General features: G+C 67.2%; 18 protein-coding genes and 1 tRNA gene. 16 read left to right on the forward strand and 3 right to left on the reverse strand.

The window, feature by feature from the left end; genetic code table 11:
- Window positions 1-3: 3 nt before the first annotated feature.
- Genes METLW3_RS0111605 through METLW3_RS0111660 form a run of 12 tightly spaced genes read left to right on the forward strand, consistent with a single transcriptional unit; the run spans window position 4 to window position 13,786 of the window.
- Window positions 4-2,241: a polysaccharide biosynthesis tyrosine autokinase gene (locus METLW3_RS0111605; protein WP_024880080.1), complete on the forward strand. Its 2,238-nt coding sequence runs from the start codon at window positions 4-6 to the stop codon at window positions 2,239-2,241.
- Window positions 2,238-2,864 carry a hypothetical protein gene (locus tag METLW3_RS0111610; RefSeq protein ID WP_024880081.1) on the forward strand — a complete coding sequence of 209 codons (627 nt, stop codon included), beginning with the start codon at window positions 2,238-2,240 and terminating at the stop codon, window positions 2,862-2,864. The genes METLW3_RS0111605 and METLW3_RS0111610 overlap by 4 nt, the downstream gene beginning before the upstream one ends.
- Window positions 2,861-3,727, forward strand: a complete 867-nt coding sequence (locus tag METLW3_RS0111615) for an ABC transporter permease (RefSeq protein ID WP_036290925.1) — start codon at window positions 2,861-2,863, stop codon at window positions 3,725-3,727. The genes METLW3_RS0111610 and METLW3_RS0111615 overlap by 4 nt, the downstream gene beginning before the upstream one ends.
- On the forward strand, window positions 3,724-5,016 hold the full coding sequence (locus METLW3_RS26850; RefSeq protein ID WP_051465408.1) for a polysaccharide ABC transporter ATP-binding protein: 1,293 nt from the start codon (window positions 3,724-3,726) through the stop codon (window positions 5,014-5,016). Before METLW3_RS0111615 ends, METLW3_RS26850 begins: the two co-directional genes overlap by 4 nt.
- The gene (locus METLW3_RS0111625) at window positions 5,013-6,182 is read left to right on the forward strand and encodes a glycosyltransferase (RefSeq protein ID WP_024880084.1); all 1,170 of its coding nucleotides are present in this window, start codon (window positions 5,013-5,015) and stop codon (window positions 6,180-6,182) included. The genes METLW3_RS26850 and METLW3_RS0111625 overlap by 4 nt, the downstream gene beginning before the upstream one ends.
- Window positions 6,176-7,135: a glycosyltransferase gene (locus METLW3_RS0111630; RefSeq protein WP_024880085.1), complete on the forward strand. Its 960-nt coding sequence runs from the start codon at window positions 6,176-6,178 to the stop codon at window positions 7,133-7,135. The genes METLW3_RS0111625 and METLW3_RS0111630 overlap by 7 nt, the downstream gene beginning before the upstream one ends.
- Window positions 7,132-8,004, forward strand: coding sequence for a glycosyltransferase (locus tag METLW3_RS0111635; RefSeq protein WP_036309513.1), 873 nt, complete (start codon window positions 7,132-7,134; stop codon window positions 8,002-8,004). Before METLW3_RS0111630 ends, METLW3_RS0111635 begins: the two co-directional genes overlap by 4 nt.
- Window positions 8,005-8,017: 13 nt before the next feature.
- Window positions 8,018-9,244 carry a glycosyltransferase family 4 protein gene (locus METLW3_RS0111640; protein ID WP_024880087.1) on the forward strand — a complete coding sequence of 409 codons (1,227 nt, stop codon included), beginning with the start codon at window positions 8,018-8,020 and terminating at the stop codon, window positions 9,242-9,244.
- A 5-nt stretch (window positions 9,245-9,249) separates the two neighbouring features.
- On the forward strand, window positions 9,250-10,704 hold the full coding sequence (locus METLW3_RS0111645; protein ID WP_024880088.1) for an O-antigen polymerase: 1,455 nt from the start codon (window positions 9,250-9,252) through the stop codon (window positions 10,702-10,704).
- Window positions 10,683-11,756, forward strand: a complete 1,074-nt coding sequence (locus METLW3_RS26855) for a glycosyltransferase family 4 protein (RefSeq protein WP_024880089.1) — start codon at window positions 10,683-10,685, stop codon at window positions 11,754-11,756. The genes METLW3_RS0111645 and METLW3_RS26855 overlap by 22 nt, the downstream gene beginning before the upstream one ends.
- Window positions 11,665-12,954: a glycosyltransferase gene (locus METLW3_RS0111655; RefSeq protein ID WP_024880090.1), complete on the forward strand. Its 1,290-nt coding sequence runs from the start codon at window positions 11,665-11,667 to the stop codon at window positions 12,952-12,954. The genes METLW3_RS26855 and METLW3_RS0111655 overlap by 92 nt, the downstream gene beginning before the upstream one ends.
- Window position 12,955: 1 nt before the next feature.
- A complete protein-coding gene (locus METLW3_RS0111660) occupies window positions 12,956-13,786 on the forward strand; it encodes a glycosyltransferase family 2 protein (protein ID WP_051465409.1) in 831 nt (276 codons plus the stop codon).
- Between the two features lie 7 nt (window positions 13,787-13,793).
- Here METLW3_RS0111660 and METLW3_RS0111665 read toward each other — a convergent pair whose 3' ends face one another.
- Complete coding sequence (locus METLW3_RS0111665) at window positions 13,794-15,356, reverse strand: sugar transferase (protein ID WP_024880092.1); 1,563 nt, start codon at window positions 15,354-15,356, stop codon at window positions 13,794-13,796.
- Window positions 15,357-15,596: 240 nt separating this feature from the next.
- Here METLW3_RS0111665 and METLW3_RS0111670 point away from each other — a divergent pair, with 240 nt between their 5' ends.
- Together METLW3_RS0111670 and METLW3_RS0111675 are read left to right on the forward strand one after the other, a co-directional pair.
- Window positions 15,597-16,346 carry a metallophosphoesterase family protein gene (locus METLW3_RS0111670; protein WP_024880093.1) on the forward strand — a complete coding sequence of 250 codons (750 nt, stop codon included), beginning with the start codon at window positions 15,597-15,599 and terminating at the stop codon, window positions 16,344-16,346.
- Window positions 16,347-16,360: 14 nt separating this feature from the next.
- Window positions 16,361-18,418, forward strand: coding sequence for a polysaccharide biosynthesis tyrosine autokinase (locus METLW3_RS0111675; protein ID WP_024880094.1), 2,058 nt, complete (start codon window positions 16,361-16,363; stop codon window positions 18,416-18,418).
- 54 nt (window positions 18,419-18,472) lie between these two features.
- Here the strand turns inward: METLW3_RS0111675 and METLW3_RS0111680 are convergent, their stop codons facing one another.
- Both METLW3_RS0111680 and METLW3_RS0111685 read right to left on the reverse strand, forming a co-directional pair.
- Window positions 18,473-18,940 (reverse strand): MucR family transcriptional regulator, encoded by a 468-nt coding sequence (locus METLW3_RS0111680; protein ID WP_024880095.1) that lies wholly within the window; start codon window positions 18,938-18,940, stop codon window positions 18,473-18,475.
- A 276-nt stretch (window positions 18,941-19,216) separates the two neighbouring features.
- Window positions 19,217-19,291, reverse strand: a tRNA-Val gene (locus tag METLW3_RS0111685).
- Between the two features lie 266 nt (window positions 19,292-19,557).
- Between METLW3_RS0111685 and METLW3_RS0111690 the strand changes: the two genes are divergently transcribed.
- Both METLW3_RS0111690 and METLW3_RS0111695 read left to right on the forward strand, forming a co-directional pair.
- A complete protein-coding gene (locus METLW3_RS0111690) occupies window positions 19,558-19,737 on the forward strand; it encodes a DUF465 domain-containing protein (RefSeq protein ID WP_024880096.1) in 180 nt (59 codons plus the stop codon).
- Between the two features lie 162 nt (window positions 19,738-19,899).
- Complete coding sequence (locus METLW3_RS0111695) at window positions 19,900-21,336, forward strand: protein adenylyltransferase SelO (RefSeq protein ID WP_024880097.1); 1,437 nt, start codon at window positions 19,900-19,902, stop codon at window positions 21,334-21,336.
- The last annotated feature ends 8 nt before the right edge of the window (window positions 21,337-21,344 follow it).

Below are 21,344 nucleotides of genomic sequence, written 5' to 3' on the forward strand. Positions count from 1 at the left end.
TTGATGCTGAAACGTCTCGAGACACAAAGGGAGGCGCCCGCGCCGGCCGAAGCGGAAACGGGCTTCGACATCCATGGCTATGTCAATTTCGTCTGGCGTCAGTGGAAGCTGATCGCCGGGGTGACGGCGCTGTTCCTGCTCGTCGCCGCCGTCGAAACGGCGCGCACGACGCCGCTCTACACCGCCTCGGCGCAGCTGCTGCTCGATCCGCATAAGGAGAAGGCCGGCGGGCAGGACGCGATCATGACCGACGCCGCGCTCGATCTGCCGACGATCGAGAGCCAGATCGCCATCATCAAATCCAGTGCGCTGCTCCGCCGCGTCGTGGAGAAGGAGCGGCTCGTCGAGGATGCGGAGTTCGGCGCGCGGACCCGCGTCGGCGGCGGCGGTCTCCTCGACCGCCTGCGCGAGCTGCTCTCCCGCAATACGCCGCAGACACCCGCCAGAACGGTCGCCTCCGCGCTCGGCGGCTCTCCCGAGACGGTCGCCACCGTCGAGAACGTCAAGCAGGCGGTGGCCGTGGCGCGCGCCGGCCAGGCCTATGTGATCAACGTCTCCTTCACCTCCGCGGACAAGGAGAAGGCCGCAAATCTCGCCAATGCGATCGCGGACGCCTATGTGGTCGACAAGCTGGACGCGCGTTTCGAGGCGGCGCGGCGCGCCTCCGCCTGGCTGTCCGATCGCCTCGTCGAGCTGCGTCAGCAGCTGCGCGAATCCGAGGAGGCGGTGGCGCGCTTTCGCGCCGAGAATAATCTCAGCGGCTCCACGCCCGGCGCGACGCTCAATCAGGATCAGCTCGCCCAGCTCAACGGTCGTCTCGTGCAGGCGCGGGCGGAGACTGCCGAGAAGAAGGCGCGGCTCGACATGCTGCAAAAGCTCGACGCGCGCGGCGGCGGCATAGCGCAGCTGCCGGACGTCTCCAGCGGCGCCAGCGCGGAGCTGCGCCGACAGGCGAGCGATCTCTCGCGCCAGGAGGCGGAGCTGCTCGCGCGCTACAATCCGAGCCATCCCTCCGTCGTCAATCTGCGCGCGCAGATCGCCGACGTCCATCGCGCCATCGCCGCCGAGTCGCAGCGCCTCGCCGCCAATATTCGCAATGAGCACGAGCTGGCCAAGGCGCGGCAGGAGGCGATCGAGAAGACGCTGCGGGAAGTGACCGGCGCCAATGATCTCGACAATACGAAAGCCATAACGCTGCGCGAGCTGGAGCGCACCGCCGCCGTCAACAAGAGCCTGTTCGAGGATTTTCTGCAGCGCGAGCGCGTGACGCAGGAGCAATCGACCTTCGAGGCGCGCGACGCCCGCATCATCACGCCGGCTCTGGCGCCGGTCACGCCGACCTCGCCCAAGCCGCTTCAATCCATGCTCGTCGCTCTCGTCCTCGGCCTGATGGCGGGCACGCTCGGCGCCTATGCGCTGGAGATGTTCAACGCCGGCTTCGCGACGCCGCGCGAGATCGAGGATTTTCTCGCTCTGCCGCTGCTCGCCTCCATCTCGCGCATGGATCAGCGCGAGCTGTCGGTGAACGGCTCCGTCGTCTCCATTCCCGAATATCCGCTCGCCAAGCCGCTGTCGCGTCTCAGCGAGGCGCTGCGCTCGCTGCGCAGCGCCATACAGATGAGCGATGTCGACAATCCGCCCAAGGTTTTGCAATTCACCTCGACCATCCCTGGCGAGGGCAAATCCACGCTCGCCATAGCGCTCGCCGGCTCGGCGGCGCAATCGGGACAAAAAGTGCTCGTCATCGACGGCGATCTGCGCCGTCCCTCGGCGTCACGCTATTTCGGCGCCGATAAGAAGCTCGGCCTCGTCGATTGTCTCATCGGCGCGGCGGAACTGCATTCGGCGCTCGTCTACAATGAAACATTGAAGCTCTGGTTTCTCCCGGCCGGCGGCAAGACGCAGAACCCGCCCGATCTGCTCTTGTCCGAGCGGCTGCGGACGCTGGTCGCGAGCCTGCGCGAGCAATTCGATCTCATCGTCATAGACACCCCGCCCATAGGGCCGGTCGTCGATCCGCTCATCATCTCCAATCTCGTCGACAAGGTGATCTTCATCGTGCGCTGGTCATCGACGGCGCGCGAGATGGTGGCGCATTCGATCGAGCGTCTGTCCGGTCATAAGAAGGTCGCCGGAGTGGTGTTCAATCAAGTGATCGACTCCAAGGCGCAGAAATACGGCAAGCACGCCTATTCCTATTATTACGGCGGCCGCTACTACAAGAAATACTACGCCGAATGAGCCGCATCGTGACCGCCGTCGTCATCATCGCGATCTGTGTAGCCGCCATGGCGGGGGCCGCGCGGCTGCTTTCCTTCGGCCTCGCTGATCTTTCCGCCGAGGCGAAGACCGCGCGAAAGACTCTCGCGCCTTTCCTCGGCGATCCATTGGTCGGAACATTGGCGCAGGCGCGGCTGCTCGAGCTCGACGCCGGCGCGAGCGATGAGGAGCGGCGCGAGCGATCGCGCAATCTGCTGACGCGCGCCCCACTCTCCGGCGGCGCCTGGCTCGCTTTCGCGCAGGCCGGATTAGAGACCGAGGAGCCGATGGCGAAGGTCGAGCGCGCGCTTCTCATGTCGGCGCTCGTCGGTCGCAATGAAGGCTGGCTGATGGCGCGGCGCGCCGGTTTCGCCGTTCCGCTCTGGCCGCAGCTCTCCGCCGCCGCGCGCCGCAGCATCGTCGATGATCTGCTCGGCGGATGGGAGGGCGCGGCCGGCGCCGATCGCGAGGCGCTCGTCTCCATCGTCTATCTCTCGCCGGAGCAGACAAAGACCGAGATACGCGAGGCGCTGCTGCGCGCCGGCGCCGCGGGCGAGACGATCAGCGCCGAGATCGGCCTCGCGCCCACGCCGAGGGAGAGATGAGCCCTATGGACGAGCGCGCCTCGGCCTCGATGCGCGACGACGCGCGCAGGCCGATCACGATCATAGAAGCGCGCCCCGGCTGGCGCCTCTATGATTTTCGCGAGGCCTTCGCCTATCGCGAGCTGCTCTATGTGCTGGCCGCGCGCGATCTCAAATTGCGCTACAAGCAGACCGCGCTCGGCGCCGCCTGGGCGCTGCTGCAGCCGCTGACGATGATGATCGTGCTCTCCATCGTCTTCGGACGTCTCGCCGGCCTACCGTCCGATGGCGCGCCCTACCCCGTCTTCGCGCTGGCGGGCCTATTGCCCTGGACCTTCTTCGCCAATGTCGCGCCGACGGCGGGCGCTTCGCTCGTCGCCTCGTCCAACATCGTCACCAAGGTCTATTTCCCGCGCCTGTTGATCCCGCTGTCGACGGCTGGCGCGCCGCTCGTCGATCTCGCGATCTCCGCTCTGCTGCTCTTCGCCGTCATGGCGTGGAACGGCGTCGGCCTGCGCTGGAGCCAGCTCGCAGCGCCTTTCTTCGTGCTCGGCGTCGTCATCACGGCGCTCGGCGTCGGCGTGCTGCTGTCGGCGCTCACTGTCGCCTATCGCGACTTTCGCCATGTCGTGCCCTTTCTCATCCAATTCTGGATGTTCGCCTCGCCGGTCGCCTATCCGGTCTCCCTCGTTCCCACAGAATGGCGCTGGCTCTATTTCCTCAATCCCATGGCCGGCATGATCGACGGCTTCCGCCACGCGCTCATCGGATCGCCGCCGGATATCAGCGGCGTCGTCATCTCCGGCGCCTCGGCGCTCGCGATCTTCTGCCTCGGCGTCGCCTATTTCGCGCGCGTCGAGCGCGGCTTCGCGGATATCGTATGATGCGTAGAGGCGGAATCGCCATCCGCGCCGAAGGCGTGTCGAAGCTCTATCGCATCGGCGCGCCGGCGCGCGCCTATCGCACGCTGCGCGAGGCGCTAGTGGACGCCGCCGCGGCGCCTTTCGAGCGGCTGCGCGGCCGCGCGCGCGCGGCGGAGGCGGACACGCGTTTCTGGGCGCTGCGCGACGTCTCCTTCGAAATCGCCGAGGGCGAAATCGTCGGCGTCGTCGGCCGCAACGGCGCCGGCAAATCCACTTTGCTGAAGATCCTCTCGCGCATCACCGATCCGACGGAAGGCCGCGCGACGCTCGAGGGCCGCGTCGCCAGCCTGCTGGAGGTGGGCACGGGATTTCACCCCGAGCTCACCGGCCGCGAAAACATTTTTCTCAACGGCGCCATTCTCGGAATGCGCCGCGCCGACATTGCGAAGCGCTTCGACGCCATCGTCGATTTCGCCGAGATCGAGCGCTTCATCGACACGCCGGTGAAGCATTATTCGAGCGGAATGTATGTGCGCCTCGCCTTCGCCGTGGCCGCCCATCTCGAGCCGGACATTCTCGTCGTCGACGAGGTGCTCGCCGTCGGCGATGCGCGCTTTCAGCAAAAATGCCTCGGCAAGATCGACGAGGTCTCGCGCAAAGGCGGGCGCACGGTTCTGCTCGTCAGCCATAATCTCGCGGCGGTGAAGAGTCTCGCGACGAGCGGCCTCGTCTTCGATCGCGGACGGCTCGTGCTGCAAGGCAGTGTGGACGAGGCCATCGCCGCCTATGGAAGGCTGCAGCAGGACGGCGGCGCCGACGAGGCCGAGCATGATTGGGGCGCCGGCGCGCATACGCGCATACGCTCGGTCGAGATGATCGGCGACGACGGCCCGACGCGCGTCTATCTGCCGGGGACGCCGCTGCGGCTGCGCATTATTCTCGACACGGATGGAACGCCGGGCCTCTCCGTCGATGTGTTTCTCGCCAATGCGCAGCGCGCGCGCATCGCGCTCTGGTCATTGAGCCATTTCGACGCCATGTCGCTGCCCGCCGAGCCCGGCTGCTATGAGCTGACGATAGAGGCGGCGCCGATCCATCTCGCCTCGGGACAATATTGCATCGATGTCGCCACCGCGGTGACGATGGTGAATTGGGATCATCAGGTCTATGAGGCGCTCGCCTTCGAGACGCCGTTCTCCAACGTCGGCGGCGGCAGCTGGGACTTCAAGCAATCCTTCGGCTTCGGCTTCGTCGCCCTGCCCTCGACGACGCCGCCCAAGCTCGCACGGCTCGACGAGAGACGCGCATGAATCTCCTCTATTGCGGCTGCGCGCCGGTCGAGCGCTCCTGTCACGGCTCGCTGTTTCTGTATCGGCTCTTGGAGTCGTGGCCCGCCGAAAATCTGCGGATCGTCGAGGGCTATCTCGGCCCCTCGGACCCTGCCCGCCGCCTGCCGGGCGTGCGCTATGCGGGATTGACGCGCAAGCCGCCGCGCCTGCAATTCACGCGCTTTGCGTCCTATTTCGAGGCGGCGGTCGAGCGCTTCGCCGCCTATGACGCGCCGCGCGTGCAGCGGCGCGTCGGCGATTGGCGCGTGGACGCCATCGTCACAGTGGGGCAGCATCATTCCTGGCGCGCGGCGGCGGCCTTCGCGGCGCGGCGCGGCCTGCCGCTGCATCTCATCATGCATGACGATTGGCCGCGCACCGCTCTGCGCAGCCCGGCGCATGAGCGCACGCGCGATCGCTATTTCGGCGCCGTCTATCGCGGCGCGGCGTCGCGGCTCTGCATCTCTGCGCGAATGGCGGAGGAATACGCCGCTCGCTATGGCGCGCCGGGCGATGTGCTGCCGCCATTCCGTGCGCGCGAGGCGACGGCGATGGCGCCACAAGCGCGGCCGGATCGTCCCTTCACGCTCGCTTTCGCGGGCAGCGTCCATTGGCCGGGCCTCGCGGCGGCGCTGCGCGACGCCGCCGCAGCCATGGCCGCCATCGGCGGGCGCATGCTGATCTTCGGCCCGCTTACCGCGGCGGCGGCTCGATCCATCGGCCTTTGCCACGCCTCGACGATCATCGGCGGCATGGTCGCGGGGCAAGATTTTCTCGCCGAGCTGACGGCGCGCGCCGACGCTCTGTTTCTTCCCTTCTCTTTTTTCGAGGATGAGCGGCCCGCTATGCGCCTCTCCTTTCCGAGCAAGCTCGTCGATTACACGCTCACGCGCCTGCCCATTGTTCTCTACGGCCCGCCCGATTGCACGGCGACGGAATGGTCGCGCGCCAATGACGACGCGCTGATGCATGTCGAGACGCCCAACGTGGCGGCGCTCGCCGCGGCGCTCGCCGCATTGGCGCACGATCCGCTGCTGCGCCAACGCCTCGGCGCGACGGCCGGCGCGGCCGGCGACCGCGATTTCTCTTATCGAGACGCGCAGGCAAAATTCGCGGCGGCGCTCGGGCTCGAGGACGCCCGATGCTAGAGGATCGCGAGACCGCGCCGCGCATAAGCGCAATCGTGCCGACCTATGGCCGCGCGCAATCGCTGCGACGGCTTCTCGAATCCCTCGCGACGCAGACGCTCGGCGTTTTTGAGATTGTCATCGCCGATGGCGGCGGAGACGCGGAGACGCGCGCGGTCGCCGAAGACCCGCTCTGGCGCGCGCGAGGCCTCGCAATCCGCTTCCTCGCCGTCTCGCCGCCCAATGCGGTGCGGCAGCGCCGCGCCGCGATCGACGCGTCGCGGGGAGCGTTGTTGCTGCTGCTCGACGACGATGTCGCGCTCGAGAAAGATTGCGTCGCGGAGCTCGCCCACGCGCTCGCGTCGCGGGCCGACAGCGTCGGCGTGATGGCGAATATGAGCAATGACGGCTGGCCGCCGCCGACCCGCGTTTGGCGTTTCGTGCTGCGCCGCCTGCTCGGCTTTGGCGAGGGCGAATGGCAAGGGCGCGTCATCGGCCCGCTGCTGCGCTACGGCTTCTCGCCGGCGCCGGCGGACATCGCCGAGAGCGAATGGATCGGTGGCGCAACAGCGATGATCCGCCGCTCGGCCTATGTCGCTACCGGCGGATTCTCGGATTTCTTCCTGCATCGCTGCACGATGAGCGAGGATGTCGATCTCTCCTTGAAGCTGCGCCGCTTCGGCGCGCTCTATTTCGCGCCGCGCGCGCGCATCGCGCATTTTCATGCGGCGGGCGGGCGCGTCTCGGCGCGGATCGCCGCCGAGGACGACATATTCAATCGCTATATGATCCTTCGCCGCACGCTCGGGCGCTCGCGCGCGCATGCGCTCTCGCTCATCGTCGCCTACGCAATTCTCGAATCTTTCGGCTCGACGCTGCGGCTGCTCGGCGCCGCAGGGCCGCTCTCGCGCGAGATTTTGCGCGGGCGCGCGAAAGGCCTCGCCCGCATCGTCGCCGGATGGGCGGAACGATGAGCGAGCCGCCACAGATCACCGCGACAGTGGCCGCCTTCGCGCGCATCGCGCAGACATTGGACACGCTGCGGCGCCTCGAGGCCTGCCGTCCGCCGCCGGCCGAGATCATCGTTCACGTCGACGCTGCGCGGCATGATTGCGCCGATGCGGTGCGCGCAGCTTTTCCAGCGGCGCGCGTCATCGTCAGCGAGACGAGCGTCGGACCGGGCGGCGGACGCAACCGGATGACAGCGGCCGCGCGCCACGAGCTCGTCGCCGCTTTCGACGATGATTCCTATCCGATGGACGCGGACTTCTTCGCCCGCGCCGGCGAGATTTTCGCGCGTTTCCCCGATCTCTCTCTGGCGACGTCGCAGATCGTCCATCCCGGCGAAGCGCCGGCGCCGGATCGGCGGGCGCTGCGCGAGACCAGCGGCTTCAATGGCGGCGGCGTTGTGTTTCGGCACAGCCATCTCCTCGAGGCGGGCGGCTATCTGCCATTGCCGCTCGCCTATGGCGTCGAGGAGGAGGATATGGCGCTACGCCTCATCGAGCGCGGGCGCCGGCTCGTCTTCACGCCCTATCTGCGTGTGTTCCACAATTCCGATCTCGCGCATCACGCCGAGCCGCGCATCAATGCGGCGAGCATCGCCAATATCGCGCTGCTCGCCTTTCTGCGCTATCCGCCGCGCTTCTATCCGCTGGCGGCGCTGCAGATCGCCAATCGCGTCGTCTTCTGCCTGCAGATGGGACGCAGGCGCGGCGTCGTCGCCGGGCTGGCGATGATCCCGCATCATCTTTGGCGGATGCGCGCGCACAGGCGCCTCGTGTCGAAGGCTGCGGTCGCCGCCAAGCTCGCCTTGCGCAAAGGAGGCTGGAGCGATTTCTGACGCGCATGACCCCATGGATTGGATCGTCTGCCAGATCGGCGCGCGCGAGCATTACGCCCTGCCCGCCGCTCTGCACGAGCGCGGCCTGCTGCGCGCGCTCATCACCGATATCTGGCTGCCGCCCGATCGTCCATGGAGCCGCGCGCTGCGCGCCGTGAGCCCGCGTCTCGCCGCGCGCTATACGGCGCGGCTCGCGGGCGCGCGCGTCTTCGCCGACACGTTCCCTTCCATTATGTCGCGGAGCGTCGCTCGGCTGGCGCCGGGCGCGAACTGGTCCGGCCTCCTCGCCGATAATCTGCGCTTCGACCGTTTCGCTGCGGCGCGGCTGCAAAGCATACGCGCGCCAGCGGGCGGCGTCGCGCTCTGCTACAGCTACGCCGCCTCGCAGACGCTGCGCGTGGCGCGCAGCCGCGGCTTCGCCACCATACTGAACCAGATCGACGGCGGCCCGCAGGAGGCGCGGCTGATCTCGGCGCTGGCGCAGAACGAGGGCGCGCGAGCGGATGCGCCGCCCGAGACCTATTGGCGCCGCTGGCGCGAGGAATGCGAGACAGCGGATATGATCCTCGTCAATTCCGTCTGGGCGCGGGACTGTCTCATCGCCGAAGGCGTCCCGCGCGGGAAGCTCGCCATTGCGCCGCTGATGTATCGCCCGGAGCGCCCGAGCGCGGCGCTGCATTACCCGGAGCGTTTCGACGCGGATCATCCGCTCACAGTGCTTTTTCTGGGGGCCTTCTCGCTGCGCAAGGGCGCGCGGACGTTGCTGGAGGCGGCCGCCATGCTGCGCGGCGAGCCGATCCGATTTCTCGTCGTCGGACGCGACGAGCTGGGCGCCGCCGCGCAAAAGGATTATGCCGATATTCGCTTCCTCGGCGAGGTTCCGCGCGACGAGACCTCCGACTTCTATCGAAAGGCGCATGTGTTCGTCCTGCCGACGCATTCCGACGGCTTCGCGCTCACCCAGCTCGAGGCGCAGGCGCATGGGCTGCCGGCGATCGTCTCGCGGCGCTGCGGCGACGTCGTGCTCGACGGCGCGAGCGGCCTGCTGCTGCCGGATCAGAGCGCCGCATCTCTGCGCGACGCGCTGCTCTGGGCGCTGCGCCATCCGCAGCGCCTCGCCGCAATGTCGGCGCGCGCGATCTCCCGCGCCGCCGATTTTAGGCCCGAGGCGGTGATCGGGCAGCTGCGCGAGATCGGGCGTGAAGCGCTGCGCCGGCGCGACGCGGCCGCGGGAGCCTAGCGGGCATGCGCCCGCTTCCCGGCGACGCCGGCGTCGCGCTCGCCGGCTCGGCCATCATCGGCGCCGGCGCCGTCCTCGCCGTCGCGCTGACGCCGATCGACTACGCGCCGCAGGGCGCCATGTTCCTGCCGGCGGCGGCATTGGCGGCGAGCCTGCTCGCAATCCCGCTGATGCGCGGTCTGGCCGAGGGGCTGCACGGCTTGTTGCATGCCGAGAATCTTCTCCTCGTCGCGATCATCTATTGGATCCTGCTCGATCTGCTGCAGGGCGCCTATCCGCTGGACGAGCTCGGCCGCGACGATGTGATCGCCGCGCTGGAGACGATCGCCGTCTTCGCCATATTCATCCCGCTCGGGCGGCTCATTCCGGCGATCGGCGCGCCGAGGCCGATCGCACGCGCAGCGCGGGCGGATCTGCCGGCGCAAAACGCCTTCATCGCCGTCTGCCTCTGCTTTGCTCTGTGCATCTCCTCCTATGGCATACCGGCGAGATTCGATCCGGCGCGGATGATCGACGGGCTGTTTCAGCCGCGCTTCAGCGCGCCCTGGTCGCGCGGCGATCTCGGCGGCTGGGACGCCTTCATCGATCATCTCGCCTATTTCGGCTATGTGCTGCCGGCGGCGACGGTGCTGGTGGCGACGCGCGCCAAGGCGCGCTGGGCCGATCCGCGCGTCTGGATTTCCGTTCTGCTCACCGCCATCGTCTGCGCCTTCATCGCGCAGAGCGGCGGCCGCCGGATCATCGGCATGATGCTCGGCTCCGGCCTTCTGCTGTGGATGATATTGAAGGAGCGTTTCTCCATCGTGCGAACTGTGGTCGTCGCCGGCGGCGCGGTCGGCGTGCTGAGCCTGCTGCAATTCATCCTGCTGATCCGCAATGTCGGGCTCGACGGCTTTCTGAGCGGCGACGTCGGCCTCGAGGATTTCGAGTTCGCCGGCCAGTTTCATGTCGACGATAATTTCCTGCGGCTCGCCCAGATCATTCATTATTTCCCGGATGTCGTCGAATATGTCGGCTGGAAGCAGATCTATTACGTGCTGGTGCGGCCCATTCCGCGCGCGCTATGGCCGGACAAGCCGATCGACGCCGGCTTCAGCCTGCCGGGGCTGGTCGGCAAATCCGACGTCTCGCTGTCCAGCTCGATCATCGGCGAGCTCTACGCCTCCTATGGGATCGCCGCCGTCATCCTCGGCGCGCTGCTGCTCGGCTGGGCGGCGGCCTCCTGGACGGCGCTGCTGCGCGAGCGCAGCGAGAACGCCCGCGTTCTCTACTGCCTCGGCCTGATGGTGTTCTTCGTCGGCATGCGCTCGATGCAGGAGATCATTCTGATGACCTACGCCGTGCTCGCATGGACGGTCGTCAGCCTCGTCACCTCCAAGAAATCCAGCGGCCAATCCGGCGCAACGACGCCGCCCGCCCGAGACGATAGCGAGCAGAAATGCGAACCGTCGTCATCGTGACCAACATGCCCTCGCCCTATCAGGCGCGCCTGTTCGATCTCCTCGCCGCGGAGGGGCGGATCGCGCTGCGGGTGATCTATGAGCGCATGCGCGCGCCGGATCGCGAATGGCGCGCGCCGACGCTGGCGCATGAGCACGCCTGTTGCAGCGAGACGCCTTTCGAGCAATTGGCGCAATGGATGCGCGACAGCGATCTCTGCGTGTTCGTCGGCTATCGCCATCCAGTCGTGCGGCGGCTGCTGAAGCTGCGCTTCGCCTCCGGCCATCCTTTCGCATTTTGGGGCGAGCGCTTCGGCTATCAGGCGCCGCCAGTCTTGGGCGCGCTCTATAGGCGCTGGGCCATGCGCGCCTTTCATGCGAGCGCCGCCGAAATGTGGGGCATGGGCGAGATGGCCGTCGCCTCCTATCGGCGCGAGTTCGGCCCGCGCCGACGCTATCGAAACCTCCCCTATACGTCCGATCTCTCGGGCTTTCTGGCGATCGAGCGCGGCGACGCCGAGCCGCGCGCGCCCCGCCTCTTGTTCTCCGGGGCGCTGATCGCGCGCAAAGGCGTCGATCTCCTCCTCGCCGCTCTCGAGCGAATGCTCACTGAGGGCGTCGCGCTCGACGCGGTCTTCGTCGGCGACGGGCCGCTGCGCGAGGATGTGGAGCGGCTGGCGCGGCGCTTTCCAAATCGGATCGAGCGCATCGGCTTCACGCAGATGGACGCGCTGCCAGAAGTCTACGCCCGCGCCGATGTGCTGGTCGCGCCCTCGCGCCACGACGGCTGGGGGCTCGTCGTCATCGAGGGCATGGCCGCCGGCATGCCCGTTCTGGCGAGCGATCGGACCGGCGCCGCGGTCGAGCGCGTCACCGCGGAAAATGGATGGCTGATCCCCGCCAGCGACGGCGCGGCGCTCGAGCGGGTGCTGCGCGAGATCGCGGGCACGCCGATCGCGCGGCTGCGCGCCATGGGCGCAAATGGCCGCGCGCAGAGCCGCGACTATCGCGTCGAGGCCGGATGCGAGCGCCTGCTCGAGGCGATGCTCGACTGCCTCGCCGAGGCGCGCTGACGGAGGCACGAGACTGCGCATTCTCCATGTCACGCCGACCTATCTGCCGGCGGTCCGCTATGGCGGCACGATCCACGCCGTGCATGGGCTCGCCAAGGCGCAAGCGGCGCTCGGCCATGCGGTCGAGGTCTATACGACCAATGTCGATGGTCCCGGCGTCACGCCGACGCCGCTCGGCGCGCGCGTCGATCTCGACGGCGTCGGCGTCACCTATTTCGCCACCGGCATCGGACGACGTATCTACCGATCCCCCGCCATGGGCGTGGCGCTGCGACGCCATGCGGCGGATTTCGATATTCTGCATCTCCATTCCGTCTATCTGTGGCCGCCATTGGCGGCGGCGCGCATAGCGAGGCGCCACGGCGCGCCCTATGTGCTCTCGCCGCATGGAATGCTGGTCGCCTCGCTGGTGCGGGCCAAGAGCGCGCTCATCAAATCCGCCTGGATCGCACTGTTCGAGCGCCGCACCATTCGCGAGGCGGCGGCGCTCCATCTCGCCTCGTGGCGCGAGGCCGACGATCTGCGCGCCTTCCGCTTCGATCTGCCGCCTCTGGCCGTCATCGGCCACGGCGTCGACGCCGCAGACCTGCGAGCAGAGCAGAATATCACCGGCGATGTCGCCGCGGCCATCACCGGCGGTCCTTTTGTCCTCGCCTTCGGACGCATCGACTGGAAGAAAAATCTCGAGGCGCTGATCGAGGCCGTCGCTCTGACGCCCGATCTGCGCTGCGTCATCGCCGGCAATGACGAGCATGGTCGCGCGGCGGAGCTGGCGCGTCTTTGCGCGCGGCTCGGCGTCAGCGCGCGCGTGACGATCATCGCGCGGCAGATCGGCGAGCCGGACCGATCGGCGCTCTATCGCGCCTGCGCCTGTCTCGCGCTCGTCTCGCTCAATGAGAATTTCGGCAATGTCGCTCTCGAGGCGATGTCGCATGGCCGGCCGGTCGTCGTTTCCCATACGGCCGGCGTCGCCGAGGCGGTCACGGGCGAGCGCGCGGGCGTCGTCGTCGCGCCGGAGGCCGGCTCTATCGCGCGCGGCCTCGCGATCATCGCGGCCGATGCGTGCGCAGCCGAGGAGATGGGCGCGCGCGGGCGCGTCGCCGTCGAGAAGCGATGGAGCTGGACCGCCGTCGCCGCGGAAATGGTCGCGCATTACGAAGATGTGCTAAAGCAATCTTCCATGCGAGGCGTCCCGTAATATGACCCGCCCTTCCCTGCTGGATCGGATCACCCCGGTTCTCCTCACCTATGACGAGGAGCCGAACATCGCCCGCACTTTGTCGCGGCTGCGCTGGGCGAGGTCCATTGTCGTCGTCGACAGCGGCAGCGCCGATCGAACGCTGGCGATCCTGCGCGCCGATGCGCGCGTGCGCGTCTTCTCGCGGCCTTTCGACACGCATGCGAGCCAATGGCGCTTCGCCATGACGGAGACCGGCGTCGCCACCGAATGGATATTGCGTCTCGACGCCGATTATCGCCTCGGCGACGCGCTCATCGAGGAATTGCGCGCGCTGCGGCCGGGGCCGGATGTCGCGGCCTATGAGATCGCCTTCGATTATGAGATTTTCGGCCGGCCGCTGAGCGGCTCGCTCTATCCGCCGAAAGCCGTGCTTTTGCGCCAGGGGCGCTTCCGTGTCTATGATCGCGGCCATGCCGAGGGCTGGCGCGTCGATGGCCCGGTCGAGACGCTCGCGGGCAAAATCACCCATGACGATCGCAAATCCACGGCGCGCTTCGTCGCCTCGCAAATCCGCTATATGTCGCGCGAGGTGGAGCGGCTCGACGCGGACGAGCCGCCCTCGCTGATCCGCCGTCTGCGCAGCCTTCCGCCGCTGGCGCCGATCGTCGTCTTCCTCTACGCCTATTTCGCCAAGGGCCTGTTTCTCGACGGCCGCGCCGGCCTCTATTACGCGCTGCAGCGGCTCGTCGCGGAGTCGATCCTCGCATTGATGGCGTTGGAGAAGCGGCTGACTTCTACGACGAAGATCGCGCCAACGCCGCAGAAGGCCGAGCGAGAGGAAGTCCGGTAGCGCCGCCTCAGATCGATCGCCCCGGCGCCAGCGTCGGCGATTTCGCTCGGCCCTGCGGCCGCAGGCCGACCGTCTCCGCCCTTCCGCGCGCGCCTTCGAACTCGCGGCGATACCAGCCGGTGGCGTGATCGACCGCGGCCCGATTCAGTCTTTCCCCGGTGAAGGCGATGGCGAGCGTGCCGAAGACGATGGCCAGATCGAGCCGCCACGAGGCGTGGCGAATATACCAGACATCGAGCGCGTTCTTCTCCTCGGGCGTGACCAGCGTTCCGCCCTTGATCTGCGCCCATCCGGTGACGCCCGGCCGCACGCTGAGCCGCCGCCGCGGATCGGCCGGCTGATCCACCGGCAGCAGAGGGCGCGGGCCAATCAACGACATATGGCCGATAATCACATTGTAGAGCTGCGGAATCTCGTCCAGCCGGGCGGCGCGAATGGCGCGGCCGATCCTCGACAAGCGGCGCTCCTTGGGCACGCGGCGGCCATGGCGGTCGAAGGGCGGCCGAAAGGTGCGGAACTTATAGACGAAGAAGCGCTCGCCATTGCGTCCCACCCGCTGCTGCCAGAAAACGATGGGCGCGCCGACGTCGATGAGGATGGCGCAAGCCACGATCAGCGCCGTCGGCACGGCGATGACGAGCAGCAGGCTCGTCGCCAGAAGATCGATCACGCGCTTGGAGCCGAAATAATCCGGCGTGTCGAAACGCCCGTCCGGCGGCCCTCCGAGCGGCGTCTCCGGCCGCGCCGGCCGCGCCTGCCGCGGGGCGAGATTGAGCGCTTCCGCAATGGGGACGCAATCGCGGCCGCGCGCGTCGCATTGCGCGGCGACATCCTTCAGCAGCTCGGCCGGCAAGGCCTCCTTATCGTCGGCGAGCCACACTTCGTCGATCTCGACGCCATGCTCGGCATATTCGTCGAGCACCGCGCCAATGTCCTGCGGTAGAGCGACGATCGAGACGCCGCCGACCTTGCGCCCCACGAAGGAAGGCCGCGCGTCCAACGCGGCGACGATCTGCGTCGTCCGCGGCAGCTGATAGTCGATGAGCTTGATCGCCACAGAGGCGAAGCGATCGACGCCGATCAGGATCACGCGCCGCAACGCCACCGACGGATCGGCGATGTCGGTCTCGAGCTCCCTGCGCCAGACCTCCCGGTGATGCAGGCGCGTCATCCCCCGGATCGCGATGAGGCCGGCGGCGAGCACGAGGACATAGATCAGCGGCGTGGAGCGCGGCACGCCCTCGAGCCGCGTGAGCGTGAACAGAACGACGCTGCTCGAGGCGACCGCGCAGGCCGAGGCGACGCAGACATCGACAGCGTCGCGCAGCGAGAAAAACTGCCCCATGCGGTCGCTGAGGCGGAAACCCCACATGACCAGCAGCGTGCAGGCGATGGATAGGAAGGCGTAGCGATAAGGCGCGGGCAGGTCGTGCGCGAGATCGCCGGCCTCGAGCAGCTGAGGGTCGCGCAGGGCGAGGGCGATGAAAGGCGCAGCCGTCGTCCAGCCGATGTCGGCCAGCTGGAGACGAAAGGCAATTCGATCCCTAGATGCCGGCGACGCTACCCTCATATTGAAAATATTCCCAGCGCAAACAGTGATTTACCACTAAAAGCGGGATGCTCGATCTTGAGCATAGGCGAGATAATATGTCAACAATGGGGCTCGCTCGATTCCGCGCGCGCATAAAAGCGCGACGAAACGCGGCCTCTCGCGATTTCGTCGGCGGGCGATATGCTCTAGACTTGCGATCCGTCACGTCAAAACTCGGGGCGCGACGGGGACCGGGCCAGTGAGATGACGATTTCGAGATTGACGCAATTTCAGGCTTTGCAGACCGGGCTTCCGACCGTCCTTCCTCCCAATTTGCGCATCTATGCGGTCGGCGACATTCACGGCCGCGCCGATCTGCTCGACACGCTCGCGCGGCGGATCGAGGCGGAGCTCGACACTGCGCCGGCGGAGACGCTGACGATCTTCCTCGGCGACTATGTCGATCGCGGGCTGCAATCCTCGACCGTGGTCGAATGGCTGAGCCGACGCGATTTTCCGACGCCCTTCATCGCGCTGCGCGGCAATCACGAGGAGATATTTCTGCGCTTCCTCGAGGACGAATCCGTGCTCGAGGGCTGGCGCAAGTTCGGAGGCGTGGAGACGCTGCATTCCTATGGGGTGGACGTCTCCTCCGTCATGCGCGGCCGCAATTACGAGGACGCGCGCCGCGCGCTGACGGCGCGGCTTCCGGATCACCATCTGCAATTCATGCTGGAGACGACGCTGACGGCGAGCTTCGGAGATTATTTCTTCTGCCATGCGGGCGTGAAGCCCGGCGTGCCGCTCGCCCAGCAGAAGGCCGAAGATCTGCTCTGGATCCGCGAGGAGTTTCTGAGCTTCGAGGGCGGATGGGGGAAAGTGATCGTCCACGGCCATACGCCCGTCTCCGAGCCGGACATTCAGCCCAATCGCATCAATGTCGACACGGGAGCTTTCGCGACCTCGGTGCTCACCGCTCTCGTGCTCGAGGGCGACAGCCGCCGCATGCTGTTCGCGGACCGCTTCTGACCGCGCCGCGAGCGATGCGCGAGCGCTCGACGACGGCGTTCTGGCTCGACGCGCGCAGCCGCAAGCTCCGCGCCGCTGCGCAATTCCTCCGCCGGCGCTGGCCGCCGCTGCTCGGCGCGACAATGCTCGCCCTGCTCGCCGGCGCGGCCTTCCTGGTCATGGCGACGCCGCGCTACACCGCCTCCGCGCAATTGCTGATCGAGATGCGGCCGGATCGTTCGATCGGCGCCGATGCGATCTTGGCGCATGCGCCGATCAACCGGCAGACGATGAAGAGCGACATAGCGGTCATAAGATCGGCGGCGCTGCTGCGGCGCGTCGTGGAGCGGGAAAGGCTGGCCGACGATCTCGAATTCGGCGCCGCGGCGCTCGACCGCTTGCGGAATGCTCTCTCCGTCGCCCAGCTGCGCTACTCGCCGGTGATAAAGATCGTCGTCACCTCGACCGATCCGGCGAAAGCGGCGCGTCTCGCCGACGCGATCGCCGACGCTTTCGTGGTCGACAGGCTGGACACGCGGCTCGAGGCGGCGCGGCGCGCCTCCGCTTGGCTCGCCGAGCGGCTCGTGGCGCTGCAACGGCAATCGCGCGCATCCGAGGAGGCGCTGGCGCAGTTTCGCGCCGCCGCCGGCCCTTCCACGCCGGCGAAGCAGCAGACCGCCATTGCGCAGCGCGCGGCCGTGGCGCGGGCGGAGACGGCGGAGCGCAAGGCTCGCCTCGAGCTGCTGCAGCGGATCGAGAGCCGTGGCGGCGCCGCCGCCGAGCTGCCGGGCCTCGGCGGAGCGCTCGACGAGCTTCGCCAGCGCGCCGACCAGCTCTCCCGCCGCGAGGCGGAGCTGCGCGCCCGCTACACGGCGGCGCATCCCTCCGTGGTCGCGCTGCGCGCCGAGATCGCCGACACCGCCCGCGCCATGGACGCCGAGCGGCGCCGCCTCGCGGCCGGCGTGCGCCAGGAGCTGGAGCTCGCAGAAAAAAACAGCGAGGCCGCGGATACGGCGCTTCGCGAGATTTCCGAGTCCGAGGATCGCGGCAAGGAGCGGCTCGCCCGGCTCAACGAGCTGGAGCGCGCCGCCGCGGCCGATCGCAAGCTTCTCGATGAGACGATGCGCCGCGCGCGCCTAGTCGAGCAGCAAGCCAAATTCGAGCCGCGCGACGCACGAATCATATCGCCTGCGCTCACGCCGAACGCCCCGTCCTGGCCCGACGCCGAGCAGACGCTGCTGATCGCGCTGGCGCTCGGCGCCCTCTTCGGGCTCGGCGCCGCTTATGCCTGCGAATTGGCGGACACGGGCTTCACGACGATGGCGCAGATCGAGACGACGCTCGGTCTGCCTCTGCTCGGCTCCATTCCCAAAATCGCCTCGAGCGCCCCCGCCCTCGTCGATCTCGTGCGCGCAAAACCTCTGTCGCGCGCCAGCGAGGGGCTCCGCGCGCTGCGCAGCGCCATCGCCATGAGCGATGTGGACGATCCCCCCAAGCTGATTCAGCTCGCCTCCGCCGTCCCCGGCGAAGGAACGACGACGATCGCCGCGGCGATCGCCGCCTCCGCCGCGCAATCGGGCCTGCGCACGCTGCTGATCGACGCCGATCTGCGCCGCCGCGCCGCGTCCAAGCTCTTCCGCGCCGAGCAGAGGCCCGGCCTCGTCGAGCTGCTCATCGGCTCCGCGAGCCCGGGAGCCGCGATCTTCTTCGAAGAGAAGCGGGGACTATGGGTTCTTCCGGCCGGCGGCGAGATACAGGCGCCCGCCGATCTGCTCGCCTCCGAGAAGATGAAAACGCTCATGGCCGCGGTGCGCGGGAGCTTCGATCTCGTCATCGTCGACACGCCGCCGATCGGCCCCGTCGTCGATCCGATTCTCATCGCCGGACTCGTCGATAAGACTGTCGTCGTCATTCGCTGGGCGGCGACGCCGCGCGAAACCGTCGCTCATGCGATCGAGCGGCTTCCCGATCGCGGCAGAATAGCGGGCGTCGCGCTCAATCTGGTGATCGAGGCGAAGGCGCGCAAATATGGCCCCTACGCCTATTCGCCCTATGCGGGCGGAGGCGCCTTCGACGCCTATCACGCCGAGTGAGACGCGCCGGCGGACGAGCTCACCCGCGGCGCGGCTTTCCGTCAGACCTCGCCGTCAGGCCTCGGCGGCGGCCTTGCGCAGCGGCGCGCCGCGCTTCTTCGCGGCGGAAACGGTCTTCGCCGCCGGCTTGCGGCCGAGGCCGAGCGATTTGGCCAGAGCCGAGCGCTGCGCAGCGTAATTGGGCGCGACGATCGGATAATCGCTCTTTAGATCGAATGCGGCGCGATAATCATCCGGCGTCAGCTTGTGCTCGGCCTGAAGATGACGCTTCAAGGATTTGAACGGCTCACCACAACAAAGGCAAGTAATCGCATCCGCTGTGACGGATTTCTTCACCGGAACGGCAGGCCGCCACTGCTTGGCCTCGCCGTCCGTTGCATTCGACGTCTCGGCGTCGGCGCCGCCGAAGGCTTTTTTCACAGCTGCGATGACAGAAGGAAGGTCGAGAGGCGCAACAGTATTATTCGAAAGATAGGAAGAGAGTATCTGCGCGACGAGCGCTTTGTCTTCGGCTTCGGACATGGCCTTTCCCTCCTCGGTCGAATCTTTTTCTATTGGAGCCGATATCGAATTCGAAGGCAATCAGCGACTTCCCTCGGCGACAGATTCGGCTCGAGTAACAAGCTCAATTTCGATGATATAGGCCGCAGAACGTCGAATTGAAATAGAAAGCCCGCCGAATATCGGCGCGGCGAGGCTAGGCAAGGAACGAGACGTCGCGTGACCGACAAAAAATTTCGCCCGATGCGATTTTCGTCATCGGGCGGCGGAATGGATCGAGCGTAGGGTGGATCAGAATGGTGGGCGCGACAGGGATTGAACCTGTGACCCCTACGATGTCAACGTAGTGCTCTCCCGCTGAGCTACGCGCCCCCGGCGCCGTTCGGATGCTTGCTCCGTCCGGCGCGAGTGAAGCCCGTATAATGGCAGTCGGGCCGAGGCGCAAGCGCCCTTCGACAGTTTCCACGCCCTGTCGCAAAACCCCGGCCCCAGCGTCCCCAAGCGTTAAGATTTCCTTCCGCGAACAGCGGCTTTGGGCGAAATAATTCATTGGCCCGCGACGTCTTCGCCCCTTGCAGGCCTTGGAATTCATGTCACACTGGCGTCGTCCTTCTGTCATCAACCAAAGGAGGCGCCGTATGTCGCTACAGACCCATCTCGTCGAGCTCGAACGCCGCCATCAGGCGCTCAAGAAAGAGATCGATCAGGTTCAGCACCATCCCCGATACGACGATTCGAAGCTCCACGAATTGAAGCGCAAGAAGCTTCAGCTCAAGGACGAGATCAACAAGCTGCGGCAAGGCGTCAGCCTGCACTGAACAGCTTGCGAAAGCGGTCTAGCGTCGAGGCGGAGAGATGCTCTCCGCCTTTTTTGTCGCATAGGGCGCCGCAACGCTCGCTTCGGCCCGCGCGGGCGCCCGGCTTGCTTCGGGGCGTCTCTGGTCGCAGAATCTTCTGCCAAAGCGAGAGCCGAGAACCCCATGCCCCCTTCCCCGCGCTATCGCGCCGAGACCCTCCACGCCACGCTCGGCGACGGCTTCTTCGACCGTGTCGAGCCCGCCCGCTTTCCGCAGCATATTCTGCGCTATCGCAATCAGCGCTGGGCGGCGCGCGTCGGTCTGGATACGCTGACGGAAGAGGAATGGATCGCCCATCTCGGCCGTTTCGAGCCCCTGCCCGGCGGCTTTCCGCAGCCGCTGGCGCTGCGCTATCACGGCCATCAGTTCCGCACCTACAATCCGGACATTGGCGACGGCCGCGGCTTTCTGTTCACGCAATTGCGCGACGCCGCGGACGGCCGACTGCTCGATCTCGGCACAAAAGGCTCCGGTCGCACGCCCTGGTCGCGCCAGGGCGACGGCAAGCTCACGTTGAAAGGCGGCATGCGCGAGATTCTCGCCACGGAGATGCTGGAGGCGCAGGGCGTCGACACCTCCAAGAGCTTCAGCCTGATCGAGACCGGCGAGCCGCTCTATCGCGGCGACGAGCCGTCGCCGACGCGCTCCAGCGTGCTGGTGCGGCTCTCCCATTCCCATATTCGGATCGGCACGTTTCAGCGCCTCGCCCATCTCGACGACCAGGAAGCGCTCGGACGGCTCATCGACTATTGCGTCGCCAATTATTTTCCCGAGCTGGCCGGCGAGCCGTCGGAAAGCCGCGCCGGCGCTTTTCTCGAGCGCGTCGGCGCGCGCGTGGCGCGGCTCGGCGCGCGCTATATGGCCGCGGGCTTCGTCCATGGCGTGCTCAACTCGGACAATATCAACGTCACCGGCGAGAGCTTCGACTATGGGCCGTGGCGCTTCGCGCCGCGCTATGATCCGCAATTCACAGCGGCCTATTTCGACGACAGTGGGCTCTATTCCTTCGGCCGCCAGCCGGGCGCGCTCGGCTGGAATCTCACCCGCCTCGCCGAGACCATTCTGCCGCATGTCGGGCTGCAGCGCGCCGAGCAGATTCTCGGCGGCTATCAGGCCGTCCTCCAGCGCGAGTTCCAGCTCGCTCTGCTCGATCGCTTCGGCCTGCTGCCGGCGGACGATCCCGAGCAGGACGCCGCTCTCGCCAAAGGATTGCTGGAGTTTCTCGGCAAGACGCAAGCGCCCTATGAGCAGACATTCTTCGATTGGCGCGGCGGCATGGCGAGCCGCGAACGCGCCGCCGCTAGCCCGGAGGCGGCGGCCTATGACGCGCCGGAATTCCAAGGGCTGCGCGAGGCGCTCGCCGCGCATGAGACATCGCCGGCCGCCAATCTCGACCATCCCTATTTCCGTCGCCCCGTCCCCTGCACTATGCTGATCGAAGAGGTCGAATCGATCTGGGCGCATATCGCCGAGCGTGACGATTGGAGCGCGCTCGCCGAGAAGGTCGCACAGATCGCCTCCATGCGTGAAGCCTATGCGCCGGCGCCTGCCGGGGGATGACGTTCGGA

The organism is Methylosinus sp. LW3, assembly GCF_000527115.1.
Taxonomy (GTDB): domain Bacteria; phylum Pseudomonadota; class Alphaproteobacteria; order Rhizobiales; family Beijerinckiaceae; genus Methylosinus.